Below are 24,453 nucleotides of genomic sequence, written 5' to 3'. Positions count from 1 at the left end.
GGAAGGATTCCCGACAGGCAAACGCTCACAGCTGCCACTGGGAGGCGCGCTGACTCGCGCGGAAAGTGCAGCTTGTCGCCCTCCTGGTGAATCGAGGAGGGATCGCGTGCGTTGTCGCCATGAATGCGCAGTAGGAAGGTCGAACATCACACAAACGGTGCGCCGCGAGCGGTACCAGTCGGACTAGCCGGTCTTGACACTTTCTCGTGCGGGGGGTGCTGCTGCGAGTGTCGCGGAGCGGTCGGGCTTGCGGTCGTGGTGGCGTGCACTGACAAGGAGTCGGAGCCCGTTGAGGCACACCAGCACGGTGGACAGCTCGTGTCCGGCGACTCCGATGACCAGTGGCAGTGTGGCGAACAGGTCCCATCCCACGAGCACGACGATCACCGTGGCTGCGAATGCGAGGTTGGCCCGGGCGATCCTCTTGGCGCGGCGGGCGAGTTCCACCAGGGGCGCTAGGGACCCGAGCGGGTCGCGGGTGAGTACGCCGTCGGCAGCTTCCAATGACAGCGCCCCCGCGCCGTCACCGACCACGAGTCCGACGTCCGAGGCGGCGAGAAGGGGTGCGTCGTTGATGCCGTCTCCCGCGGCGAGTACGCGCCGGCCGGTCGCCTGCCGTTCACGGACGATATCGACTTTGGCCGCGGGTAGCAGTCCGGCGTGCACTCGGTTCAGTCCGAGCCGCTCGGCGATGACGCGGGCGGGACGTTCGGCGTCGCCGGTGAGTACCTCCGGGTCGTCACCGATGGTGCGCCGGATCTCGGTGATGGCCGCGGCGGCGCCCGGGCGTGGCTCGTCGGACAGGCCGATCACACCAGCTGCGGTGTCGCTGACGAGGACGATGACCGCGGTCCGTCCGGCCTCTTGGTGTTCACGGACGTGTGCGGCCACGACGGGGTCGGGGGCGGCCAGTAGCTCGGGGCGGCCCACCACCACAGTTGCAGCCCCGACTCGCGCTCGTACGCCCTCGCCAGGGATCGCCTCGAAGCCGTCCGCGGTGGGTAGTTCGAGGCCGCGGCCGATGGCGTGCGTGCGAACCGCGCGACCGAGCACGTGTTCACTGCCGGCCTCAGCAGCTGCGGCGAGCGCCAGCACCTCGGGCTCATCGCGGCCTCCTAGCGCCGCCACGTCGACGACTTGGGGTCGGCCGTTGGTGATGGTTCCGGTCTTGTCCAGTACGACCGCATCGACTTCGGCCAGGGCTTCCAGCACGGTGACGTCCTTGACCAAGGTGCCGCGACGTCCGGACACCGCGATTGCGGCGAGCAACGGCGGCATCGTGGCCAGGACGATCGCACACGGGGAGGCGACGATCATGAAAACGATCGCCCGAAGCAGGGTCTCTTCGAACGGTGCCCCGAACAGCAGTGGTCCTGCCAGCAGTGCGACGGTCGCGGCGACGACGAGGACCGAGTAGCGCTGCTCCACCTTCTCGATGAACAGCTGGCGGACCGCTTTGGTCTCTGCGGCTCGTTCGACTTGCGCCGCGACGCCGGCGACCACGGTGTCGGCGGCGTCGCGGGTCACGTGCACGGTCAGTACGCCGGTGCCGTTGACGGTGCCCGCCAGCACGTCGTCGTCGGCACGCCGGTGTACTGGCACAGGCTCCCCGGTCAGAGCTGCCGTGTTGACTTCCGACACTCCGTTGAGGACCCGACCGTCACCGGGAATCCGCTCTCCCGGCCGGACCACCACGGTCTGCCCCGCGACGAGATCGCCGGCGGGGATCCGCCGTTCGGCGCCGTCGTCATCGACAAGCGTGGCGGTCTCCGGAGCGAGGTCGAGCAGAGCATCGATGCTCGCCCGGGTCCGGGCGGTCATCACCGACTCCAACGCCCCCGAGGTCGCAAAGATGACGATCAGTAGGCCGCCATCGAACCACTGACCGATCGATGCCGCCGCGACCGCGGCGACGACCATCAGGAGATCGACGTCAAGACTTTTCCGGCGCAGGGCGCGCAGGCCCTCGAGCGCGGGTTCCCAGCCTCCCAGGATGTAGCAGGCGAGGTAGGCGCCGATCACCACAGCGGAGGGAGCTCCGAGCAGGTCGGTCCCGAAGGCCACAACGAACGCGAGAAGAGATGCCCCGGCCCAGCGGACCTCGGGAAGGTGGAGAGCAGTACGCACGGCTCGCACACTACATGCGTAGGCATGCAGATACGTACTCAGCTGTCAGCGCAGTGAGATGCTGGCGTACCCGCTCAGGTACGCAGGTGTCGTAGACTGCGTGGTGTGCACACGTCGATCGTCGGCTTCTCGATGCCGTCGGAGGACGGCGTCCGCCGGGCGGCCGACGCCCTGCGCATGCTGTCCGACCCGACGCGTGTCAAGATCCTCTGGGCGCTCCTGCAGGGTGAGACCTCGGTCGCTTGCCTGGCCGAGATCGTCGGTGCCGCCCCCACCGCGGTCAGTCAGCACCTGTCCAAGCTGCGATTGGCCGGCTTGGTCGACAATCGGCGTGAGGGCACGTTCATCTACTACACGGTGATTGACGTCCGCGTTCGCCCGGTGTTGGAACACGCCCTCAGTATCGGTGAGGAGGCAGTGGAGTCCGTCGGCTCCAGTGCGGCTCTGTAACCGTTGGCGAATGCCTGTTCGGGTAGGCGAGCGGGATGAGGTCCCGCCCGCCCTTTTCGACGGCTGATGAGCTCGAGTGCTCTCGAGGCTCCGACGGGACCGATTGCCGATCGACGAGATGCGGTCGTGGACAACGCTGAAGGGACGAAAGTGAATACTGTGCCGGTATGCGAACGAGGTCCGGCATTCAAGATCCACTAGTATCAACAGGCGTGAACCGATTCGGAGTTGACGAGTCCGATCGCGGTCCCGTGGAAGCAGACCTGTTTCATGCGCGCGGTTTGCGCAGGACCGCGCATCGGCAGCACATCTTCGATGCGGTGTGTGAGCTGGATCTTTCCACGCCCGAGCAGATCCTGGCGCAGGTGCGCAAGCATGCGGCCGCAGTCAACATCTCCACGGTTTACCGGACCCTGGAGCTGTTCGCTCGGCTCGACATGGTGTGCCACCATCATCTCGGCCATGGAGCCCCGGTCTACTCGGTGCGTTCGCATGCCCACGTGCATCTGAGTTGCGAGGAGTGCGACATGATCCACGAGATGCCGCCGTCGGTCCTGGACGGCGTGGCCGCAGACCTCGCCCGGCACACCGGCTTCCGCCTCGATCCGGTGCATGTCGCGCTGCCCGGTCGGTGCGCCTCGTGCTCAGGGACGACAGCGCGTGGAAACGCTGTCGGATGAGGCGACTCCACTCCTTGGGAGTGCCCGCGCTGCAGGACCGGCCAACCGAAGCAGGTGAGATCGCGAGTTTCGGCATTTCGGCCGGACCCAGTAGCGCCCAAGGCACGTTCGACGTAGGAGATCCCGTCGGCGAGCACGTGTCCCCAGCTGGGGTTCGGCGGTTGCGGGCGAGGCCAGGAAGCCGAGTGAGGCGAGGGCGCGAGCGATCCCGAGCCGTCGCGGCCTTCGTGCAGCAGGAATGGTTCGGCCGCCACAGACAGTACGTGCATGGCGGGCGGAGCTCGAGGGCCCAGGACCACGCCGACGGCTGCTCTGGTGCAGTAAGGGCCCAGGGCGGCGGCGATGAGGCCTGCTAGCACCGGGACCGGGGTGCGGCGGCAGGGATGTCCGCGGCCCCGTCGACTACCGCGGCGGGTCAGCAGGCCGCGGCGGTAGGCCGGGACGAGCTTGCGTGGGACCAGGTGCCGGGCGGCCCTCCACGGTGATCGGCACGAGGTCGGGGGCCTGCGCCTTCGAGCTCGACCGGCGGTGCCGGGTGTTCGCGCGCGACATGCGTCGTTTCGGGACGGCCATCAGCTGTCTCCCTCTCGTTCGTCACGGGCGGCGAGGTCGCCGCCCACCGGCTCGGGGTCCGAGCACGGTCCGTCATGCGCCCAGTCGGAGGGGTCGGGCAGGGCGGACCAGGCGTCCTCCCCGGCGTCGATCTCGAAGGGGTCGGCCTCGTTACAGAGCACGACCAGGTCCTGGGCCCGGTCGCCCAGAGTGGGTGCCAGCTCGGCGCGGCCAGTGCCCGCCGCTGGTCGCTCACTGCTCCCAGGCCTGCTCCCCGGTGGCGTCGAGCCACTCGTCGATGTACCTGATCTGCAGACCACCGCCGGCACTCGCCGGCGAGTTCCAGCACGGTGCGCTCGTCGAGTTCGCGGTCGCGGTAGCGGCGTTGCACCTGGCCGCGGTCCAGGTCGTGCAGCTCGTGGTGCAGGACGACGACATCCGGGTCGAGCTCCCGCATCCGCGCGACCGTCCGTTCCACCGCGTCGGGCACGGTCCCGCACAGGACCACCAGTTCGGTCATGACTTCCTCCCGGAGTGGACGTGGACAACCTCGGGTGTAGCGTAAACGAAAATGATTCTCATCTGTAGGAGAGTGAGGGATGGCCAAGACGACCGACGTCCGGCCGATCGTGAAGCTGCGGTCGACGGCCGGCACCGGCACGACCTACGTCACGCGGAAGAACCGCCGCAACGACCCGGACCGGCTGGTGCTGCGCAAGTACGACGCGCGGATCCGCAGGCACGTCGAGTTCAAGGAGGAGCGCTGATGCCGCCCCGGAACAAGCCGCCGCGCACCACCCGCCGCAAGCCGAACCCGATCGCCGCACGCAAGATCGTCCACGTGGACTGGAAGGACGCCGCGCTGCTGCGCACGTTCATCTCCGACCGCGGCAAGATCCGTGCCCGCAGGGTCACCGGCCTGACCGGTCAGCAGCAGCGGCAGGTGGCCGTCGCGATCCGCAACGCGCGGGAGATGGCCCTGCTGCCCTACCCGAACGCGGGGCGGTGAGCAGGTGTCCCGACGTTGCGATCTGACCGGCCGCGAGCCGTCGTTCGGGAACCGGGTGTCGCACTCGCACCGGCGCACGAGCCGGCGCTGGGACCCGAACGTGCAGTCGAAGCGCTACTGGTTCGCCGAGGAGGGTCGCTGGGTACGGCTGACGCTCTCGGCGAAGGGGATCAAGACCGTGGACCGGATCGGCGTCGCTGCCGCGGTCGCGCGGGTCCGCACGAGGGGAGTACGTGTTTGATGGCCACCACGGGACAGATCGCCAAGAACGAGCGCCGGAAGGCGATCGTGGCTCGGTACGCCGAGCGGCGGGCCGAGCTGAAGGCCGTCGTCGCGCGGTCGTCGGCCACCGCGCAGGAGAAGGCCGCCGCGGCGGCAGAGCTGCGTCGCCAGCCGCGCGACGCGAGCCCGACCCGGGTCCGTAACCGCGACTCGGTCGACGGGCGCCCGCGCGGGCACCTGCGCAAGTTCGGGGTCTCCCGGGTCCGGCTGCGGGAGCTGGCGCACGACGGCGCCCTGCCGGGGGTGCGCAAGTCCAGCTGGTGACTCACCCGCCGACGTCCAGCGGTCCCGCGCCCCGGGCCTCCGGTTCGGGGCCGGGAACCGGTGGAGAGAACACGCTGTCGCGCTCCGGCGTGGCCGCCACCTCGAGGAGATGAACATGAAGGTGCGCACATCGCTTCGTTCCCTGAAGAACAAGCCGGGAGCACAGGTGATCCGTCGTCACGGAAAGGTCTACGTGATCAACAAGAAGAATCCGCGGAACAAGGCCCGGTAGGGGTGACCAGGTCGAGCCGCGCGGCAGCCACCTCGACCGAGTGCATGGCCTGCTGTGACGAAGCCACGACACGACTGTGCGCGGAGTTCGGCTGCAGCGTGACGCGCGCGACGGTGTCGGACGCGGTCCTGCAGAGCTACCGGGCCCTGCGGCGAGGTAGCGCTCCGGATGGTGCCTTACCGGAGCTGGTCGAGAGGCTCGCGCGGGTCCATCTCACACCCGATCCACTGGCGTCCTGACGGTGGCCCTCACTGATCCGGGTGGGCTTCGAGCAGGGGTCCTTCGGTGAGTGATGTCGACATGCTCGTGGGGATCCGGTAGCGGATCAGTCGTGAGCTGTTCCCGACCACGGCGACACTGGACGCGTTGTGCAGGATCGCCGCCACCACGGGCGACATCGCTCCGACGGCGGAGACCAGCAGCCCGGCGGCGTTCACGGCGATGGACATGCCGTAGTTCTGCCGGATCAGGGTGATCGAGCGCCGGCCGAGGTCACGCAGGTCGAGCAGGGCGTTCAGGTCGTCGGCGGCCAGCGCGACATCGGCGGTCTCGACCGCCACGTCGGTCCCGGCGGCGCCCATGGCGATCCCGATGTCGGCCAGTGCGAGTGCCGGGGCGTCGTTGGTGCCGTCGCCGACCATGGCGACCGTGTGGCCCTCGGCCTGCAACGCCCGCACGACGTCCTGCTTGTCCTCGGGCATCACCTGCGCGCGGTACTCGTCGATGCCCAGCTGTCCGGCCACTGCCTGCGCGGTGCGTGGGTGGTCGCCGGTCAGCATGACGATCCGCCGCACACCGTCGGCACGGAGCTTGACCAGCACGTCGCCGACCTCGGGGCGGATCGTGTCGCGCAGCGACACCAGACCGACGAGCTCGCCGTCGACCGCGAGCAGCAGCGGGGTCTCGCTGGCTCGCTGCAGCTTGCGGACCCAGTCGGCGGCCCTGCGGCTGACCTTCACACCTTGCGCGCGCAGTAGCTCCCGGGAGCCGATGAGCAGTACGCGGCCATCGGCCTGCACCCGCATGCCTTGTCCGAGCAGCACCTCGCACTGCTCGTGCGGCGGAATCTCGATCCGCCGCTCCTCGGTGGAGCGGATGACCGCCTGCGCCAGCGGATGTCGGGAGTGGATCTCCGACGACGCCGAGTAGGCCAGCACCTGCTCGGGTGTCCAGTCGTCGTGGAACGCGATGACGTTCGTGACGACCGGGCGCCCCTGGGTCAGGGTGCCGGTCTTGTCGAACACGATCGCGTCGACCCGTCCGGCGGCCTCCAGGTGGGCACCGCCCTTGATCAGAATGCCGCGGCGGGCGCCGTTGCCGATCGCGGCGCTGATCGCGGTCGGTGTCGACAGGCCGACCGCGCACGGGCAGGCGACGAGCAGCATCGTCATCGCGCGGCGGACGTCCCGGGTGGCCAGCAGGGTGAGACCTGCGAGGAGGAACGACGCCGGCACGAACCGGCGGGAGAAGTTCTCCCCGACGGTCTGGATCGGCGCGCGGTCGCCCTGGGCCTGCTCGACCCGCTCGAGGATGCGACCGATGGCGGTGTCCTGGCCGACCGCGGTCGCCCGGACGACGATCCGCCCGCGCAGCAGCACCGAGCCGGCGTGCAGGGTCGTGCCGGGCGCGACCGAGACCGGCAGCTGCTCGCCGGTGATCGCCGCCTGGTCGATGACGCCCTCGCCCCCGACGACCTCGCCGTCGACCGGTAGCACGATCCGTTCGTGCACCACGACCTCGTCGCCGAGCACCAGGTCGTCGATGTCGACCTCGATCTCGCTGCCGTCAGCCAGGCGAATCCAGGTCCGTGTCGTTGTGCCGGTCAGCAGGTCGGAGATCGCCCGGCGGGAGCGGCGCAGTGTCAGGTCCTGCAGGTACTCGCCGATGTTGAGCAGCCACAGCACGGTGAGTGCGACGACGTTCTCCCGCAGCACCAGGCTGGCCACCGTCGCGGCGGAGACCAGCGCGTCGGTACCCGCGCCGCGGCCACCGGTCAGCGAGCGCAGCGCGCCACGCAGGAACGGGTACCCGGTGAAGATCGTGACACCGGTGGCGACGGTACGGCTGGTCGGTCCGAGCATCGGTGGACGGCGCAGGCCGTAGCGGCGGAACCCGAGCGCGGCCAGCGCGACCCCGCCCACCACGAGACGGGCGAACTCCCCGTGTTGGGGGTCGGCCGAACGCGGGGTGCGGGCCACGGTCGCCTCCGGATCGGCGCCGAGGCCCTTGCTGATCGCCTCGCGCAACTCGATCCCGTCGCATCCGTCGCGGTACCAGACGACGACGCTGCCGGTGCGCGGGTAGGCGTGCACCTGCCGGACACCGGCGACGTGGTCGACGACGTCCTCGACGGCGACGGCCAGCGCGACCTGATCGCGGAGCGCGGGAACGGCGAAACGGACACGCCCGGCCGCGTCGCTGACGACAGTGAGATCCGGGCCCGCGAGGTCGCTACTCAGGATGGTCGACCTCAGTGTTCGTGACCGTGCCCGTCACCGGCGCCCGGTGCGGGGGTCTGCTCGCCGATCCGGCCGCGGGCCTCGCTCACGATGTCCGCAGTCGTCAGACGGGCCTTCTCGGCGCCGGTTTCAGCGGCGCGAGCCCCGCGCAGGCCCCACGTCGTCGCGGTCACCGCGGCCTCGCGAACTGCACCGGAGCGGACCACCCGCTTCACGCCGTCGTACGCCACGGCCCCGGCCAAGCCGCTGGCCACCAGGCTCGCGGCCTTCCCGGCCACTGCTGCGAACACGAGCACCGCCTCTCGTTCGTTCCCACCTGCAGCGTCGACATCGCCTGAGGTAGGCGGTCCCAGACTACGCCGAGCAGGACTCCGACTCCGATCGAGGCTGCGGACTCCACAGTGCCCGGCGTAGTCGTGGAGCCGAGCCAGGTTGCAGCAGCCAACGCCGGGAGCTTCGGTCAGCGGTTGAGGGCATCGACGAGCGCGTCGAGATTGTCGTTCATCCACTGCCCATAGTCGTTGGTTCCCTCGGGGAGGGTCTCCGACATCTCGATCACCGGCACGCCGGCCTGCTCAGCGGCAGCACGGACCTGGTCGGTCGTCGCGGACTGCGTCTGGCTGTTGACGATCAGCGCGTCGACCGGCGGAGGAGTGCGGAACAGATCCAGCATCTGGGCGGTGACGGCCGCCGGCGGATCGGTGGCCCCCTCGACCGCAGCCGAGAACTCCGGCGGCGTCACATCCTGCACTCCCGCAGCGTTGAGCAGATGGTCCGACACCGGCTCGGTGACGGCCACCCGGGCTTGCGGATGAGTCCGACCGATCTCGGTCGCCTTGGAGGTCAACGTCGCGATCTCGTCGCCCACGGCGTCGGCGTTGCTCCGGAAATCCTGGGCCGCCGCCGGGTCGATCTCGGCGAGCCGGTCGGCCAGGCGCTGCGCGACCTTCTGCACGGTTGCCGGGTGATACCAGACGTGCTCGTTGAACGAGCCGTGCCCGGGCTCGGCTCCCTCGTCAGCGTGCGCAGCATGCTCCTCGGGACTTTCCCCCTCGTGGCCGCGCTCAGCTGCTTCGCCGGCGCCCTCGAGCCCGGAGGCTTCGACTGCGTCGACGACCGGCGCCCGATTGCCGGACGCGTCGATCAGGCCGGTCATGAACGCGTCGTAACCACCACCGTTCATGACGATGACCTGGGCGTCACCGAGGGTAGTTGCGTCCTGCGGGGTCGCCTCGTAGCCGTGCGGGTCCGAGTTCGCCCCCTCGACGATCGACTCGACCTGGACATGGTCGCCGCCAACGGCTCGCGCGACGGAGCCCCAGGCGTCGGTGGATACGACGATCTGAAGCCGTGCAGCGTCCGGACCGACGGGCTCCTCGCCCTGCTCGGCCCCGCAGGCGGACAGTCCGAGACTCAGCGCGGCTAAACCCGCCACGAGTGCGGTCGGACGGAACCGGTGTGGGGACACAGAGAAGCTCCCATCAACATATCGACATGCATATCGACTATCATTGTCGACTCACCTTACAGCGGGAGAGCCCGTTACCGGTGTGATCTTTGCGTGCTGGACGAGTGCCGCTGACTGGTCACGCCGTAGGCGGTCATTCACGCCGCGATCGGGTCGGCTCTGCCCGATGACACGTGCCGGGCGCGACGCGCGTGGCACATGACGGTGACACTGACAGGATCGAGGCCGACAACATCGGTGTGTTTGTCATCGTCCCGGGAAGTCGGCGGCCAGACCCGGTCGACATTCGGCCCGCAGCCGGCCGACGGGCGCCGGGGCGTGATTGCCCGGACGGAGGGAACGATGACCGCGACTCGTGTGCTGATCGTCGAGGATGACGGCACGATCGGGGACGTGCTGCGGACGAGCCTGGTCGACGACGGCCACGACACACGATGGGTGCAGGATGCCTCCGGGGCGTTGTCGGCGATCACGGAGACGGCCTTCGACCTGGTACTGCTCGATCTCGGGTTGCCCGACCTGGACGGGGTCGACGTCTGTCGGCGTATCCGGGCCGCGCTGCCGGCGACCATCCTCGTGATTCTCACAGCTCGCACCGCGGAGATGGACGTCGTGCTGGGGCTGGATGCCGGGGCCGACGATTACCTGACCAAGCCGGTCCGGCTCGCCGAGCTGCTGGCTCGGGTTCGAGCGCACCTGCGACGGTCGGTGCTCGGCGAGGCCGGCTCGGTGCTCGAGATCGGAGATCTGCGCCTCGATGCGGTCAGTCGTCGGGCCTTCGTCGCAGGGCAGGAGGTCGTGCTGCGCACGAAGGAGTTCGACCTCCTGTTCCGGCTGGCCCGTGAGCCCGGTGCCGCGGTGAGCAGGGAGCGGTTGATGGCCGATGTGTGGGACGAGCACTGGTTCGGGCCGACAAAGACACTCGATGTGCACGTCGGGACGCTGCGTAGGCGCCTGGCGGACTTCGCATCGCACCGCGTACCGGTCATCACGACCCTGCGCGGGCACGGGTTTCGCCTTGACCTGCCGCCCTCCGACGCTGCGGGGGCCGAGCAGTGAGGTCGCGGATCGTCGGTCTGGCGCTGATCGCGGCGGCGTTCTCGGTGGTGCTGTTCGGTGTGCCACTGGCGGTCGGTCTCGCCCAGTTCGCGGTCTCCGAGGAACAGGCTTCGCTGCAACGCCTCGCCGGGTTCGCGGCCCGTACGGTGCAGGAAGACATGTCCCATGATCGTGTTCCGGCCAACTTGCCCGACGGGCCGGGGGGCGCCGCCGTTGCGCTGTACGACGACGATGGCGAGCGGTTGCTCGGGGTCGGGCCGTCGGAGGGAGATGCTCCCGTCGAGTACGTGCTGAGCGGCTACAGCGGCCAACGGCCGTCAGGGGACCTGATCGCGGCCACTCCGGTCAGCGACACCCACGACATCATCGGCGTGGTGCGGGCCGCTGTGCCGGTCTCGTCGGTGTACGGGCAGCTGGTACCGATCTGGCTGGGGATGGCCGCGTTGGGCGGGCTCGTGCTCCTCTCGGCATGGCTACTCGCCCGGCGCCTGGCCTACCGACTGGCCCGTCCGCTGGATCGACTCGTCGCCGATGCCGATCGGCTCGGTGACGGGGACTTCGGGATCGTCCCCCAGTCGACGGGCATTGCCGAGACCGATCGAGCCAGCGCCGCGCTGAGCCGCACCGCGCAGCGGCTCGACGATCTGCTCGCCCGGGAGCGGGCCTTCTCCGCCGAGGCATCACATCAGCTTCGGACCCCGCTCGCCGGGCTACGGTTACGGCTGGAGTCCGTGGTCGAGCGGCCGGAGCGACTCACGCCCAGCACCGTCGAGGACGGCCTGGCCTCCATCGACCGCCTCGAGCGCACCATCGACGAGCTGCTGGCCCTGGCACGCGAACGTCAGACGGCCTCAGCGGAGCCGGCGGACATAGCTTCACTTTTCGACGAATGCGCTGAGGAATGGGGGACCCGGCTCGACCGCGACGGTCGGGGCCTACTCCTTCATCGTCCGCAGGAGCTACCGAATCCCGACGCCTCGTCGGCCGCGGTCCGACAGATCCTCGCAGTGCTGCTGGACAACGCGTGCATGCACGGCACGGGTACGGTCTCGGTGTCGGCTCGCGAAGCCGGTGAGGACGCCATCGCGATCGACGTCGCCGACGAGGGGCAGGGCATCGCACCGACCGCGATGCGTGGCGCGGACAGTTCCACCGGGATGGGACTTCCACTGGCTCAACGGCTCGCGGAGAGCGAAGGTGGCCGCCTCACGGTCGGGGCGCCCGGTTCGGTGGTGACCCTCCTGCTCTCCGTTCCCGCCATGGTGGAGTCGGGCGAAGCGGTCATCGCGCCTCCTGTCCCGGGCTGACCGGCGGGGGCGTGTCCGGTGGCGCGCCGCACCTCCTGCCTGGGTCGTACTCCGACTACGACCGCCACCGCGACATTTTTTACCGTCGCCTTACCTTCGGTTGCAGAACTGTTCCTCGAGCCCTCCCTAGATTCGAGGTCGACAGCAGCGAATCCCGCGCTGACCGACCCTCGGAGGGCGGAATGACCACCTCGGCCACGACGGTTCATCAGCAGCTGTACAACGCCTTGGTCGACGACCCCATTCTCAGGATGCTCGGCTTCGACCACCGCAGCATCGGTTCAGAGCGAACATCCGACGGTCCAGAACTCCTTCTGTCCTGGTCCAGCGAATGGTATGGCTCGGCCGAGAGCTTTCTCGGGACGGTGACGATCGAGCCTGTGGGCGTCGACGAGCAGACCCGAATCGCAGTCCTCGACCGGGTCGAGCGAGCCCTCACGGAACTCCCACGCGGTGGATCAGTCGCGCGTGTCCGACGACCTGGTCGGCACGCCCCCACCACGTTCCAGGTGCTCGCACGACCGAAGATCTCGAACCTGGAGCCGAGCGGCGCTGACACGCGCGTTGGACGCTGACCGCGACCGGCCCAGAGGTCGCGGTGCGAGGGCACTCGCGCCAGGGGCGAAGCAGAGGCAAGTGGGGGCTGCGCGAGTGCGCCCGCATGTACTCAACAGCGCAACGGAGTGCGCACAGATGGTGCACATTCTACGTCCACCTGGCGTACACAAATATGCAAGTCGGTATCGTTTACCTTCCTCTTGCCTTCCGCGAGATCAGTTTACCGACATCTTGCCTGGTCCCGGATACAAATGGCACGTGCGTGACAGCAGGCGCGAGCGAGTTCGGTGGCGCCGCGCGTCCGAGCATCGCTGCGCACAGTAGAGCGACGCAGCCGGGGGGAGCGCGGTGATCAACTGGGGGCAGCTCGTCCAGACACCGGATGCTGATGTCCGAACCGGTGAACGAGGTGGTGAGGACGACTCGTCCGGAGCGGGTGCCCCGAACGTCGCCGGCCCTGCGTTGGGGCGGATTCTGATCGATCGTGGCGAGCCCCAGGGCAGGCGTGCGCGTCCGACGGACCGGCTCGAGCACTTGTTCGAGACACAGTGCGAGTGGTTGATCCGATTCGGCTGCGCCGACCGCGTGGCCGTGGACGCCCCCGGTGGAGTCCTCTCCTACGTGGAGCTCGACGGGGAGTCGAATCGCCTGGCCCGGTACCTGCGGCTGCACGACATCGGTCGGGGAGACCGAGTTGTGCTCCTCCTCGAATCGACGGACCTCTGTGTCGCGATGCTCGCGATGGCCAAGGTCGGTGCGGCCTACGTTCCGCTGGACGTGTGTCTCACTGCCGAGCACGTGGCGGCGATCGTTGCCGACGCGGGTTCGCGCCTGGTGTTGACGACCTCGCCGGTCGCAGCCGGCATGCCTGAACTCGACGCGCAGACCATGTCGACCGTTGTCTCGCTCGACTCCGCCGGACCCTTCATCGCCGAACAGAGTTCGCGGCAGCTGCTAGCGGTCGAACGCGGGGTACCGGGTGGACCGGTCGCCTACATCTCCTACGGCCTCGACTCAGATGGGTGTCCTCGCGGCCTCGCGATCGACCACGCCAGCGTATGCAACTTCGTCCGCGTGGCAGCTGAGATCTACGGCATCGGCCCCGGGGACCGGGTCTTCCAGGGCCAGTCTGCAGGGTCGGACCTGCTGGTGGAGGAGACCTGGCTGCCCTGGGTCACCGGAGCGACAGTGGTCACTCCGCCGGTTGGGCTGCCGCTGCAGGGCGCCGCCTTGTGGCGCTTCCTCGGCGAGCGATGTGTGACCGTGATGCGAGGCGACGCAGCGACACTTGCTGCACTCGACGAACGGCTGCTCAGTCTGCGACTGGTGTTGTCGCCTGCGTCGTGCCCACCGGAGGTGATCCGGCGGTGGCGCCGTCCCGGACGTCGGCTGATCGGCACCTACGGTCCGCCCGAGGCAACGGTCACCACCACGTGGGCCGAGCTGGAGCCAGAACGAGGGTGCTGTCTCGGAGTCCCGTTGCCGACCTACAGCGTGGTCGTGCTGGATGTCGAGGAACCCCACTCGGCACTTCCGCACGGTGAGATCGGTGAGATCGGGATCGCCGGGATCGGGCTGGCCCGCGGTTATGTCAACCGCGACGACCTGGCACGGGAGGCTTTCCTCGCCGACATGCTCGACGTGCCCGGCAACCCGTCGAAACGCATCTTCCGCACGGGCGACCTGGGCCGCATCACGCCCGACGAGCGTATCGAGTACCGGGGTCGGCTCCAGGCAGACGCCACCACGCGTGGCCGTCGTCTCGAGCCGGCGGCTGCGACCCCCGAGGCCGACGACGTGGTGGCCTCCACCGTGCAGCCGGCGTCAGGCCACGCCCCACCGTCGCCGTCCAGCTTGGCAGCGGTCGCCACCACCGGTCCCGAAGCCCGCCTGGCGGAGGTACTTGCCGGGGTGCTGGACCGCGAACAAGTCTCCGTCGACGCGGACTTCTTCGACGACCTGGGCGCCGACTCCTTGCTGATGACCAAGTTCTGCGCCCGGGCCCGCACTCTGCCGGACCTACCGTCGATATCGATCCAGCAGATCTACGAACACCCGACGCTGCGCCGCCTCGCCACCGCTCTCGCCCTGCCGGCCGAAGCACCGGCGCCGCCGTCGCCGATCCTGATCCAGGAACGCTTTGCCGAGCTCCTGGCTGCGGTACTCGACCGTGAGGAGGTGTCGCCGGAGGCGAACTTCTTCGCTCTCGGCGCAGATTCGTTGACCATGGCCAAGTTCTGCGCCCGGGTGCGCAAGGACCCCGAGTTGCCGACGCTGTCGATCCAACAGGTCTACAGCCACCCGTGCCTGGCCGACCTGGCGGCGGCCGTGGCCCCCGCGACGGGGAGAGCTGCACCGGCGGCCGAGGACCTGGCGGTGCAGCTGGGCGAGGTCCTCGCGACGGTGCTGGAGCGGGAGGTGTCGGCGGACGCGAACTTCTTCGACGACCTGGGCGCCGACTCCCTGATGCTGGCGAAGTTCTGCGCCCGGGTACGTAAGGACCCCCGGCTGCCGACGTTGTCGATGGAGAACGTCTACGCCACCCCGACGCTCGCCGGCCTGGCCGACTCCCTCGCTCCGGCCGGTGCAGGCGCGCTCGCTGCGGCGCCACTGGATGAGCCCGCCGTCGTCCTCGACCGGCCCGAGTCGGTTCGCCGCATCGGCACCCTGGGCTATGTCCTGTGCGGTGCAGTTCAGGTCGCTTTCGTCCTGGGCTGGTCCTATCTCATGGCGCTGGTGCTGTTCTGGGGTTACGAGTGGTTCGTCGCGTCGCCGACGCTGCTCGATCTCTACGAGCGGGCGGTCGTGGTCGGCGCCGCCAGCTTCGCGTTCCTGTGTCTGTTCCCGATCGTGGTCAAGTGGGTGCTGATCGGTCGGTGGCGGCCCCGCTCGATCCGAATCTGGAGCCTGGGCTATGTCCGGTTCTGGATCGTCAAGACGCTGGTGCGGATGAACCCGCTGGTCTTGTTCCGCGGCTCACCGCTCTACGCGCTGTATCTCCGGTCGCTCGGCGCCCGAATCGGCCGCGACGTGGCGCTGTTCGCCCAGTCCATGCCGGTGTGCACCGACCTGCTGTCTATCGGTGACCGCACGGTGATCCGCAAAGATGCGCTGCTCTCCTGCTACCGCGCCCGCGATGGTCTGATTGAGATCGGATCGGTCACCCTGGGCGCCGATGCGTTCGTCGGCGAAGCCACGGTCCTCGAGCTCGGCTCACGCATCGACGACGGCGGCCAACTCGGCCACACCTCCGCACTACTGAGTGGACAGGTGATACCCGCCGGCGAGCGCTGGCACGGATCACCGGCCCGCCCCGCCGGCGTGAACTACTCCACCGTCCCGCCCGCCAGGTGCGGACCGACCCGGAAGATCCTCTACACGCTGGTGCAGCTGACCCTCGTCCTGGGTGTCGCCGTGCCGCTGGCACTGGGCGGTATCGCGCTGCTGTTGCGCGAGATCCCACAGCTGACGGCGCTGCTGTTCCCCGGACCGGAGGCGTTCGTCCACTGGTACTTCTACGCCGAGATTCTCGCTCTGAGTTTCGTGCTGTTCTTCGGCGTCCTGCTGCTTGCGTTCCTGGTGATGATCACCGTTCCGCGCCTGATGGCGTCCGCCGTCCGCCCGGACCGGGTCTACCCGCTCTACGGGGTCCACTACTTCCTGCACCAGACCGTCGCGTTGCTGACCAACAGCATCACGTTCACGATGCTGCTCGGGGACAGCTCCGCGATCCCGCACTACCTACGGGCCGTGGGCTACAAGCTCCGGCCACTGGTACAGACCGGCAACAACTTCGGGATGCTGATCAAGCACGAGTCGCCCTATCTCACCAGGATCGGCACCGGCACCGTCGTCGCCGACGACCTCTCGATCGTCAACGCGGAGTACTCGCACACGTCCTTTCGCTTGTCGCAGACCACGATCGGTACAAGCAGCTTCTTCGGTAACCGGATCGCCTACCCGTCACAGGGCAGGGTCGGGAACAACTGCCTGCTCGGCACCAAGGTCATGATCCCGATCGACGGACCGGTCCGCGAAGGTGTCGGCCTGCTCGGCTCACCGAGCTTCGAAATCCCGCGCACGGTTGCCCGCGACGCACAACTCGAGCTCGGCGAGCAGGGGCTGCGGCGCGCGCTACGGGGCAAGAATCGGCACAACGCCGTCACGATCGCGCTGCACCTGATCGTGCGCTGGCTCTACTTCTTCGGGATCGCGATCCTGGTCCCCGGGATCGCGATCTGGGAGGTCACGCTCGGCGCAGCCGAAATCCTGGTCGCGCAGGTACTGATCACCGTGCTCACCGTCGGGTGGTTCACCGCGGTCGACCGGTCGGTGCGGCGACTGCTCCTGCGGGCGCCGAAGGGGTGCTCGATCTACGAACCGATCTTCTGGGGGCACGAACGGTTCTGGAAGGTCCCCGCTCCGAGCTACCTCGTGTTGTTCAACGGCACCCCGTTCAAAGGTCTCCTGTTGCGGATGCTCGGAACGCGGGTCGGCGCACGCCTGTTCGACGACGGCGCCTCGCTCGTCGAACGGCCGTTCATGAGCTTCGGCGACGACTGCACGCTCAACGAGCGCAGCATCGTCCAGAACCACTCGCAGGAAGACGGTGCCTTCAAATCCGACTACACCGTCATCGGGTCGCGCGTCACGCTCGGCGTCGGGGCCTTCGTGCACTACGGCATCACCATCGGCGATGACACCGTGATCGAGGCCGATTCGTTCCTCATGAAGGGCGAGGAGGTCCCCGCGAGCGAGACCTGGGGCGGAAACCCGGCCCGCGAGCTGCCCACCAGATCCATCCCGGCGTCGGCATGAGAGCCGACCACTCAGCGCGGGGAGTCGACATGTCCTTCTCCGGCCGATCTACCCAGGCCCAGGCAGAACAGCTCCCGGTCGAACGCCGCCCCGGCCGACCTCCGCTCCTGCTGGTCGACCCGGACGACCCCTTGCGCTGGGCGTTCGAGAACCGAGACGCCCTGCGTAGGGCGGTGGTGGAACATGGCGCGGTGCTGGTCCGCGGTCTGGGGCTCTACGACCCGATCCTGGCCGGCGACGTGGTACGGATGCTCGCCGACGACCTGATGACCGAGCGCGAGGTATTCGCACCGCGAGTGCCCTACACCGACCGCGTGTACTCGGCGACCCGGTGGCCCCGCGGCATCCCGATGTGCCCACACCACGAGCTGTCGTACAGCGACTGGTTCCCCGCTGCGATGATGTTCGTCTGCCTGTCCCCGCCCGTCCTCGGCGGCGCCACGGTCCTCGTCGACTCATCGGCCGTGCTCGCAGCGCTGCCCGCGAGCCTGGTCAAGCGATGCGAGCGCGACGGTTGGACCCTGGTGCGGACCTACAACGGCGACGTCGGTCCATCCTGGTCGGACGCCTTCGGCATCGGTGATCGACACGGTGTCGAGGAGTACTGCCGAGCACACTCCATCGACGTCGAGTGGCGTCGAGGCGGGCAGCTCCGTACCCGGCAACGCCGCCCGGCCGTCATCCGACACCCGATCACCGGCGTGCGCTGCTGGTTCAACGAGATCGCGTACTACAGCGAGTGGGTCTTCGGACCCGACGCAGGCACCGAGTTGCGCGACATCCTCGGCCCCGACGGGCTCCCGGCCACCACCTGCTTCGGGGACGGCACCCCCATCGGCTGGGACCTTGTGAGCCAGATCAAGCAGGCCTACACCGCCAACGCGGTCCGCGAGCCCTGGCAGAGCGGTGACCTACTCGTGCTCGACAACATCCGCACCGCCCATGGCCGCGACCCCTACGAGGGCCCGCGTGAAGTGCTCGTCGCCCTGGCCGACCCGGCACCGGCCCACGAGCTCGATTCAGGATGAGTCTCGAGTGCGCGGTGATCGAACAGCGCACACGCTCGCCCGGCGGTGCGCCTCGGTGCCTCTGCGCAGTCGATCCTCGCGCAACCGGTGCGGGGCCGGACGGAACGAGCCGGTCAAGCCGTGATCACTCTGACACTGAGCAGAGTGGTGTACGACCGCGCTGACCGGCGTGGTGTCGACGTGTAGGGCTGCCACCGCGTGATCCTTGGGGGCCGGAACACCTTCTTGGCAAGGGGCACCGGCGGGGTACCGGACCACAGCGGCCCCGCCAGGAGCAGTAGCCAGGTATCGGACCGGGCGAGCCGTGGTGGCCCGGCGGTGATCGATCCTGGTTGCGGTCCACGAGCCGGTCCACGAACTGCTGCACACTTGTGCCGCTGGTGCTCGATCGCACGCCTCGGCTGTCGTCAGCGACCAGGTATTCCAACCTTGTGGGTGCGAAAATTCGGACTACGGATCAGAACGTCGGTTGTCCAGTGCTCAACCCGCTCATGGCCGCGCGGCCGGGAACCTCGTCGGAACGCCTGTGGCGTGGCCTGTCGGCCCGGTGGCTTGCACGGCCGGTCTCACGGTCAAGGGCGCTGCGCTGGCGCTACGCGTCGCCTGCGGCGACAGCCCTTCGGGCTGCCCGTGGACCGTGAGCCTCGCCGGCCGTGCCGGGACGCCCTTGCGGGCAGCGGGGGAACAGCGCCCCGCCACCCGCAAGCGGGTACCCGGGCCGACAGGCCCACGTTCATCGGAGGCCAGCATGGGCAGCAGGAACCAGACCAGCACGAGCACCGGGCGGGCGATGGCTCAGGAGGCCGCCCGGGGCGGGTTCTCCTCGGTCGGCAACATCGCCGTTCGGGTCGCCGGGATGGTGCCGACCAGGGTGGATATGCGGTTCGCAGGCACGCCGCAGCAGCAGCTCGGGATCTCGCTCGGCACGATCCTGGCCTACATGTCCACCCACCTCACGGCACAGGTGATCGCGGACAAGTGGGCCGCGGCCGCGCCGATGGCCCGCGGTCTGTCGCAGGTGCTGCCGGTCGGGCGGCACGGCGCGATGGCGTCCGGCCCGTGGCTGCTTTCGGCGATGGTCCGCTTCGCCGGGATGCCGAAGGTGAACGCTGATGTGCTGACCGCGCAGCCGGGGCGGGAGTTGCCGACGATGCTGCGGATTCAGGTCGGCCCGGTCACGTGGGAGCTGGCGGACGCGGCCGCGTACTCGTCGATGCTGTCCGCGTGGCGGATCGCCGCCGACCTGCTGGCCGCGCCCTGTGGAGAAGCCCCGTTGGTGTGAGCCGCAGCGATGGGGATGTGGATTACTCGGCCCGGCCGCTGGCGCGGCCGGGCCGCCGCACGTCAGGCTCGGGTCATGCAGTGGCGGGTTGGGGTGTTGCGGTCCGGGGTCGAGAACGTGGTCTGGACCGATCACGGCACAGGGGTGGACTGGCAGAGCGCCCGCGACGCCGCGGTCGACGCGCTGTATGAGCGCGCGGTGTTGGAGGGGCGTCAGGAGTTCCGGATCCAGGTGGGGGAGCAGGAGGGCTACTCGTGGCCGGGGCTGACTGAGGACGGCGAGCTGGACTTGTCGATCATCCGCGACATCCTGCCCCGGCAGTACTACACACACTGACCATCGACATGGCCGAGACGCCCGTGTCGCGGCGCGCTCAAGGCCGCGCCGGCCGTGCGTTGGATATATGGACGCCTGCGGAGCCTGTTCCGCTCCAGCGCGACGACCGATTTGGCTCCGCGAGGCGCCCGTCGCCACCGGCGATGGTTTCGATCTCGGGCCTGCTCGCTGGTGAACGGGCAGTGCCGCTATCTGCACAACTCGATCTGGTCGCGGTGGGTGGCGGGTGGTGGGGACTGTCAAGTATTCGGTGCAGTGGGTTGACCGGCGGTGGTGAGGTCGGGCATCGGCACGACCGCTTTGATGACCTGGGCGCGGGCGATCGGCGCGCCATGGCAGGTGGCGAGAACCGAGGTGAAGGCGGTGCGTCCGGTGCGGCGGTCGAGTTCGCCGCGGAACTCGATCCGGGCTCCGACCGGTGCGGCGGTGGTCAGGGTGGTTGCGGTGGAGATGGTGATCGCGTGTTCGGCCTCGGTGAGCTGTGGCAGTAGCGCGAGCAGTGCGGCGGTCTCGAAGCCGACGGCGAGCGCGCCGGCGTGCGCGCCACCGGCCCCGCCGTCGGCCAGGGCGCCGACCAGGAAGGTGAGGCCGTCGGCCGGCGTGGCGGGGTTGAGCAGTTGCGCGCCGAGTGCGGCCTGTAGTGGGACGGACAGGACCAGGGCGGTACGTGCGGCCAGCGCCTGTCCGTGGAGCAGCGGAGCGGTCACGAACGGCGAGTCTGCCTCGGTCGGATGGCCGACGGTGTGCCGCACGGTGAACTCGGTCGAAGCGAAGCGCCTCGCAGGGGCGAACGACAGCCCCGTCATCATCTCCGGGTATACCGAGCTCGTCGGGGCTGCCGGACCTCCTCGGCCGCGGTCATGCGTTTCGGTCCGCCCTGTCGCCGGGCTCCAGTTGGGGCCTGCAGCAAGATCCGGGCGTCGTCAGACGGGTACGGACGGTCGCCGATGGAGCTGTGCCGTGCGGGACGGCGAGTGTGTGTGGCCGTCCCGCACGGCGGGCTGTCAGTCGGCGAGTTTGGTGATGGCCTGTGCCCAGAGGAAGTACTTGTTGGTGCCCAGGTCGCGGACGGTCTTGATGTTGAAGGCGTCCTTGAGGTGCTGGGCGTCTCCTTCGGAGACGCCTTGGAGGGCGTCGACGGGGGCGTCGGCCAGTTCGGCGATGCTCTTGTCCTCGTAGGCCTTGTCGACCTTGCTCGCGATGTCGCCCATTGTGCCTCCTGCGATTCGGTGCGGCCGGTCCGGCCGCGTCAATTGTGTGGCCATCAGCCTGGCAGTGACGGGGTCTGGTGACCGGCGGGACGCGCGGGTGTCCGGCAAACGCGGTTGATCGATCGGCGGAGGGTCGGCCAAGCACGGCGGCGGTGGCGCTACGAGGCTGCGCTGCCGTCTCGGCTGAGGTAGTCCGCGACGGTCTTGCGGAGGGTGTCGGCGTGGGTGTAGATGTCGCGGGCCGAGTTGATCGGGAGCCGGGTCTCGGTCTTGTTCTCGTCGAACACACCGAGGTACTTCTGGGCGCGGTTGAACCAGAGACGGGCGACCGGCTTGCGGTTGTTGTCGTCAAGCAGGATCCCGAAGTAGGTCTGGGTGTCGCGGGCGGCGACCCGATCGACGGCGACCTCGCTGCAGACGATCGCGCGCACGATCTGGAAGCCCTCGATCTCCTCGTCGGTGGTGACGACGAGCTTGGTCGACTTCGTGTCCTCGATGTCACCGGAGACGGTGTCGTCGGACACGGTCACGGTGGTGGTGCGCTCCGGGGCCGGGGCGGTCGTGACAGTGTCGGCTCCGTCGCCGAGGGCTGTCTTGAGGCGCTCGTTGACCTGCTCGTTGAGGAACTGGGTCGCGGCTTTCGGGACGAGGGTCTCGAACTGCTCGCGGACCTTCGAGGTCACGTTCTTCTCGTAGACTCGGGAGGCGAAGAACTTGATCCACTCGCTGCTGGGGTTGCGGAACTCGGTGGCCAGGGCGCGTTTGATCTGTCCGATGTACTTGAGCTCGCCGGCGGCGTTGAGGACCGAGTCGAGGTCGAAGGACTCTCTGGTCAGCTTCGCGAGCTCGGGCAGCAGGGTCGCGTCGATCGCGGCGAGGTCGAGGACGAGGAAGGGCTTCTCGTCCATCTTGTTGGGGGCGTCGAGGTCGGTGTAGAACTCGTAGCTCTCGCCGTTGGTGAGGATCGCGACGCGGGCGTTGGTGACTGCGAAGTAGCGGAACAGCTGCGAGGAGTGCTCGATCTTCAGCGGCTCGGTGACCTTCTTGGCCTCGACCAGGATCTGTACCTGGCCGCCGTGGACGAGGGCGTAGTCGATCTTCTCGCCCTTCTTGACGCCGACGTCGGCGGTGAACTCGGGGATGACCTCGGAGGGGTTGAACACGTCGTAGCCCAGGACTGTGCCGATGAAGGGCATCACGAACGCGTTCTTGGTCGCCTCTTCGGTTTCGATGGCGGCCTTGTGCTGGTGAACCTTGGTCGCCAGCTCGTAGACGCGATCGTTGATGCTCACAGGACGTCCCCTCTACCGGTGCGAGGCCCTGGTGAAGGCGAGGGCCTGTCGCACAGCGCATCGGTGATATGGGCTGCGTCCGTTACGACACGGTCTGTTCATCATCAGGATTGGGTACGGCCCGGGCATGTCGGGTGCCGTCGGCGGGGCAGATGGCTGTCAGCACTGGCAGGTGATGATGACGTAGGCGTCTCCGCAGAGATCTCTGAGATGGTCGAGGGTCCGCACGCTCTTCGTAGGAGATCGGGGCGCTCCCGGAGTTCTGGGTGCGGAGACGTCGGCGAATGTCATGCCGCGTTCACCCGGCGCCCCTACGGTCGCCGCCATGAACGCTCCCTCATCGGCCGGCTACGTGCCGGACTTCCTCGGGGTCCCGGCACCGATGCCCATCGCGCCCGGTGTGACGACCGTGCCGCTGGACTACACCCACTTCTCCACGCTGCATCGCCCGGACCGTCGCCTCGCCGCGGCCACCGCCGTGGCGATCGATGGCGCGAGTCTGCGCGATGTGGAGCGCTCCGATGGCTGGCGGTTCGACGACCGGCTCCCGGCTGAGCAGCAGGCCGGCGAGGAGATCTACGCCGACAACGACCTGGACCGCGGCCACTTGGTCCGGCGCCGAGACCCAGTGTGGGGCGAGCAGACCGAAGCCGAGCGGGCCGAGTCGGAGACGTTCTTCTACACCAACGCCGCGCCGCAGGCGTCGTCGTTTAACCAGGACCGCGAGCTCTGGCTCGGGCTCGAGGACTATCTGCTTGACAACGCCGGGGACCACGACCGCAAGCTCGTCGTGTTCACCGGCCCGGTCCTCGCCGACGACGACCCGCCCTACCGCGGGGTGAAGCTGCCCCGGCAGTTCTGGAAGATCGGCGCCTTCACCGTCGGTGGCGCGTTGGGCACCACCGGCTATCTGCTCGACCAGACCCCGCAGCTCGGTGACCTGCGGCAGGAGGGCGAGCCGCCGCCGCTCGGGGAGTTCCGGACGTTCCAGGTCCCGGCCGCCCGGATCGCCGAGCTGACCGGCCTCGACCTCGGTCCGCTGGCGACGGCCGACCGCATGCCCGTCTCCCGGCCCGCGCCGGCTGCGCTCGTCGACCGCGCCGTCCGCCTGACGGCCTACGCCGACATCCGAGGTCTGTAGCGCCACAATCTACGGTCGCCAGGCTCGTGCCCGAGTTGCTTCCCGCCATCCAGCGCAGCCAGCTCACCCATGTCGGCCCAGGCTGTCCGGCTTGGTCCGGGTGGAGCGGACGCCCCGGGAAGGGTGGCCGACTGGCGAGTCGGCCCGGGCCACCGGGACAGGTGCGTGGTCGTGGTGGACTCGTTCACCGCCTCTCACGGCGTGACTGAAGTGGGGGAGACCTCTCAGCCCTGTGTACCCCCGGCCCGCCGCCTTGGATGCCCACGGGTATCCCCACGCTTACGACAAGCGACATCGGTCCATCGTGGAGCACGGGTGTTGATCGATCGATGGCGTGACCAGCAGCGTTAACCATGTCTGCTCACCGTCGACCATCTGCGGTGATGGGACTCAGGACCCGTCAGGTTGCCGGTTCGAGCCCGGCCCGCCGCACTCCGCTCCAGCTCAGAGCGTTGCGCCAGCGCCGCAGCAGCTCGTATCGTGATCGAATCCAACGGAAACCCAACGATAACCAGGTGGGTGACTCACCCTGGGTCTGATGGAGGCCCGGCTCATGGGATTTCGACCGTCTCACGGTCGTCCCGTTGAGCAGCGTAGAACGCCTTCTCGTGCTCGGCTGGTGGCCGGTCGTGGAGGTAGCCGTGCAGCCGGGTGGTGTTGTGCCAGTGCACCCAGCCCAGTGTGGCGAGTTCGACGTCCGCGACGGTCTTCCACGGTCCGTCCTTGGCGGGCCCGCGGATCAGTTCGGCCTTGTAGTAGCCGTTCACGGTCTCGGCCAGTGCGTTGTCGAACGAGTCCCCGACTGTCCGCGTACGGGCTCTGATGTCGCTGTAGGTACGAGCTGATCTGTCGTTGGTCCGGCGCGTCGGATTCAAGATCGGCTCAGGGAGGGACCACC

The 24,453-nt window shown here is 68.7% G+C and carries 25 protein-coding genes and 1 pseudogene; 17 read left to right on the top strand and 9 right to left on the bottom strand.

The window, feature by feature from the left end:
- Nucleotides 1-183 precede the first annotated feature (183 nt).
- Nucleotides 184-2,127 carry a heavy metal translocating P-type ATPase gene (locus tag ACVJO7_RS32305; protein ID WP_491676103.1) on the bottom strand — a complete coding sequence of 648 codons (1,944 nt, stop codon included), beginning with the start codon at nucleotides 2,125-2,127 and terminating at the stop codon, nucleotides 184-186.
- A gap of 105 nt (nucleotides 2,128-2,232) precedes the next feature.
- On the opposite strand from ACVJO7_RS32305, the gene ACVJO7_RS32300 reads away from it, so the two are divergent.
- Together ACVJO7_RS32300 and ACVJO7_RS32295 are read left to right on the top strand one after the other, a co-directional pair.
- A complete protein-coding gene (locus ACVJO7_RS32300) occupies nucleotides 2,233-2,577 on the top strand; it encodes an ArsR/SmtB family transcription factor (RefSeq protein WP_491676102.1) in 345 nt (114 codons plus the stop codon).
- A gap of 212 nt (nucleotides 2,578-2,789) precedes the next feature.
- Nucleotides 2,790-3,257: a Fur family transcriptional regulator gene (locus ACVJO7_RS32295; RefSeq protein ID WP_491676101.1), complete on the top strand. Its 468-nt coding sequence runs from the start codon at nucleotides 2,790-2,792 to the stop codon at nucleotides 3,255-3,257.
- A gap of 425 nt (nucleotides 3,258-3,682) precedes the next feature.
- Here ACVJO7_RS32295 and rpmF read toward each other — a convergent pair.
- A pseudogene (gene rpmF, locus ACVJO7_RS32290) lies at nucleotides 3,683-3,830 on the bottom strand (50S ribosomal protein L32); the annotation flags it as partial.
- Nucleotides 3,831-4,086: 256 nt separating this feature from the next.
- On the opposite strand from rpmF, the gene ACVJO7_RS32285 reads away from it, so the two are divergent.
- The 6 genes from ACVJO7_RS32285 to ACVJO7_RS32260 all read left to right on the top strand — a co-directional run bounded on the left by ACVJO7_RS32285 (nucleotide 4,087) and on the right by ACVJO7_RS32260 (nucleotide 5,596).
- Entirely contained in the window at nucleotides 4,087-4,374 is a 288-nt protein-coding gene (locus tag ACVJO7_RS32285; RefSeq protein WP_491676100.1) for a hypothetical protein, read from the top strand.
- 34 nt (nucleotides 4,375-4,408) lie between these two features.
- On the top strand, nucleotides 4,409-4,576 hold the full coding sequence (rpmG, locus tag ACVJO7_RS32280; RefSeq protein WP_210027700.1) for a 50S ribosomal protein L33: 168 nt from the start codon (nucleotides 4,409-4,411) through the stop codon (nucleotides 4,574-4,576).
- Nucleotides 4,576-4,818, top strand: a complete 243-nt coding sequence (gene rpsR, locus ACVJO7_RS32275) for a 30S ribosomal protein S18 (RefSeq protein WP_491676099.1) — start codon at nucleotides 4,576-4,578, stop codon at nucleotides 4,816-4,818. The genes rpmG and rpsR overlap by 1 nt, the downstream gene beginning before the upstream one ends.
- Nucleotides 4,819-4,822: 4 nt before the next feature.
- A complete protein-coding gene (gene rpmB, locus ACVJO7_RS32270) occupies nucleotides 4,823-5,059 on the top strand; it encodes a 50S ribosomal protein L28 (protein WP_491676098.1) in 237 nt (78 codons plus the stop codon).
- Nucleotides 5,059-5,364: a 30S ribosomal protein S14 gene (rpsN, locus tag ACVJO7_RS32265; RefSeq protein WP_491676097.1), complete on the top strand. Its 306-nt coding sequence runs from the start codon at nucleotides 5,059-5,061 to the stop codon at nucleotides 5,362-5,364. Before rpmB ends, rpsN begins: the two co-directional genes overlap by 1 nt.
- Nucleotides 5,365-5,479: 115 nt before the next feature.
- Nucleotides 5,480-5,596: a ribosomal protein bL36 gene (locus ACVJO7_RS32260; RefSeq protein WP_491676096.1), complete on the top strand. Its 117-nt coding sequence runs from the start codon at nucleotides 5,480-5,482 to the stop codon at nucleotides 5,594-5,596.
- Nucleotides 5,597-5,844: 248 nt separating this feature from the next.
- Here the strand turns inward: ACVJO7_RS32260 and ACVJO7_RS32255 are convergent, their stop codons facing one another.
- The gene (locus ACVJO7_RS32255) at nucleotides 5,845-7,908 is read right to left on the bottom strand and encodes a heavy metal translocating P-type ATPase (RefSeq protein ID WP_491676095.1); all 2,064 of its coding nucleotides are present in this window, start codon (nucleotides 7,906-7,908) and stop codon (nucleotides 5,845-5,847) included.
- On the opposite strand from ACVJO7_RS32255, the gene ACVJO7_RS32250 reads away from it, so the two are divergent.
- Nucleotides 7,903-8,079, top strand: coding sequence for a hypothetical protein (locus ACVJO7_RS32250; RefSeq protein WP_491676094.1), 177 nt, complete (start codon nucleotides 7,903-7,905; stop codon nucleotides 8,077-8,079). The two genes, ACVJO7_RS32255 and ACVJO7_RS32250, sit on opposite strands and share 6 nt — an antisense overlap.
- Here ACVJO7_RS32250 and ACVJO7_RS32245 read toward each other — a convergent pair.
- Both ACVJO7_RS32245 and ACVJO7_RS32240 read right to left on the bottom strand, forming a co-directional pair.
- Complete coding sequence (locus ACVJO7_RS32245; protein WP_491676093.1) at nucleotides 8,067-8,345, bottom strand: DUF1490 family protein; 279 nt, start codon at nucleotides 8,343-8,345, stop codon at nucleotides 8,067-8,069. The genes ACVJO7_RS32250 and ACVJO7_RS32245 overlap by 13 nt on opposite strands.
- A 170-nt stretch (nucleotides 8,346-8,515) precedes the next feature.
- On the bottom strand, nucleotides 8,516-9,490 hold the full coding sequence (locus tag ACVJO7_RS32240) for a metal ABC transporter solute-binding protein, Zn/Mn family (protein WP_491676092.1): 975 nt from the start codon (nucleotides 9,488-9,490) through the stop codon (nucleotides 8,516-8,518).
- Between the two features lie 375 nt (nucleotides 9,491-9,865).
- Here ACVJO7_RS32240 and ACVJO7_RS32235 point away from each other — a divergent pair, with 375 nt between their 5' ends.
- The 7 genes from ACVJO7_RS32235 to ACVJO7_RS32205 all read left to right on the top strand — a co-directional run bounded on the left by ACVJO7_RS32235 (nucleotide 9,866) and on the right by ACVJO7_RS32205 (nucleotide 19,911).
- Nucleotides 9,866-10,582: a response regulator transcription factor gene (locus ACVJO7_RS32235; protein WP_491676091.1), complete on the top strand. Its 717-nt coding sequence runs from the start codon at nucleotides 9,866-9,868 to the stop codon at nucleotides 10,580-10,582.
- Entirely contained in the window at nucleotides 10,579-11,889 is a 1,311-nt protein-coding gene (locus tag ACVJO7_RS32230; RefSeq protein ID WP_491676090.1) for a HAMP domain-containing sensor histidine kinase, read from the top strand. Before ACVJO7_RS32235 ends, ACVJO7_RS32230 begins: the two co-directional genes overlap by 4 nt.
- A 182-nt stretch (nucleotides 11,890-12,071) precedes the next feature.
- A complete protein-coding gene (locus tag ACVJO7_RS32225; protein WP_491676089.1) occupies nucleotides 12,072-12,464 on the top strand; it encodes a hypothetical protein in 393 nt (130 codons plus the stop codon).
- Between the two features lie 331 nt (nucleotides 12,465-12,795).
- Nucleotides 12,796-17,265 carry a Pls/PosA family non-ribosomal peptide synthetase gene (locus ACVJO7_RS32220; protein ID WP_491676088.1) on the top strand — a complete coding sequence of 1,490 codons (4,470 nt, stop codon included), beginning with the start codon at nucleotides 12,796-12,798 and terminating at the stop codon, nucleotides 17,263-17,265.
- A gap of 29 nt (nucleotides 17,266-17,294) precedes the next feature.
- Nucleotides 17,295-18,293 carry a TauD/TfdA family dioxygenase gene (locus ACVJO7_RS32215; protein ID WP_491676087.1) on the top strand — a complete coding sequence of 333 codons (999 nt, stop codon included), beginning with the start codon at nucleotides 17,295-17,297 and terminating at the stop codon, nucleotides 18,291-18,293.
- Between the two features lie 748 nt (nucleotides 18,294-19,041).
- Entirely contained in the window at nucleotides 19,042-19,575 is a 534-nt protein-coding gene (locus tag ACVJO7_RS32210; protein ID WP_491676086.1) for a hypothetical protein, read from the top strand.
- Between the two features lie 75 nt (nucleotides 19,576-19,650).
- Complete coding sequence (locus ACVJO7_RS32205; protein WP_491676085.1) at nucleotides 19,651-19,911, top strand: hypothetical protein; 261 nt, start codon at nucleotides 19,651-19,653, stop codon at nucleotides 19,909-19,911.
- Between the two features lie 239 nt (nucleotides 19,912-20,150).
- On the opposite strand, the gene ACVJO7_RS32200 is transcribed toward ACVJO7_RS32205, so the two are convergent.
- From ACVJO7_RS32200 to ACVJO7_RS32190, 3 genes are all read right to left on the bottom strand, one after another.
- On the bottom strand, nucleotides 20,151-20,717 hold the full coding sequence (locus tag ACVJO7_RS32200) for a thioesterase, FlK family (RefSeq protein WP_491676084.1): 567 nt from the start codon (nucleotides 20,715-20,717) through the stop codon (nucleotides 20,151-20,153).
- A gap of 198 nt (nucleotides 20,718-20,915) precedes the next feature.
- Nucleotides 20,916-21,122 carry a hypothetical protein gene (locus ACVJO7_RS32195; protein WP_491676083.1) on the bottom strand — a complete coding sequence of 69 codons (207 nt, stop codon included), beginning with the start codon at nucleotides 21,120-21,122 and terminating at the stop codon, nucleotides 20,916-20,918.
- A gap of 158 nt (nucleotides 21,123-21,280) precedes the next feature.
- Nucleotides 21,281-22,414, bottom strand: coding sequence for a type I restriction endonuclease (locus ACVJO7_RS32190; RefSeq protein ID WP_491676082.1), 1,134 nt, complete (start codon nucleotides 22,412-22,414; stop codon nucleotides 21,281-21,283).
- Between the two features lie 325 nt (nucleotides 22,415-22,739).
- On the opposite strand from ACVJO7_RS32190, the gene ACVJO7_RS32185 reads away from it, so the two are divergent.
- On the top strand, nucleotides 22,740-23,555 hold the full coding sequence (locus ACVJO7_RS32185) for a DNA/RNA non-specific endonuclease (RefSeq protein WP_491676081.1): 816 nt from the start codon (nucleotides 22,740-22,742) through the stop codon (nucleotides 23,553-23,555).
- 551 nt (nucleotides 23,556-24,106) lie between these two features.
- Here the strand turns inward: ACVJO7_RS32185 and ACVJO7_RS32180 are convergent.
- The coding region (locus ACVJO7_RS32180; RefSeq protein WP_491676080.1) for an integrase core domain-containing protein at nucleotides 24,107-24,453 on the bottom strand (347 nt) is incomplete at its 5' end.

Source organism: Pseudonocardia sp. DxW, from assembly GCF_058448985.1.
Note: the sequence above shows the minus strand (reverse complement) of the source record. Positions and strands in the feature narration are given on the sequence as shown.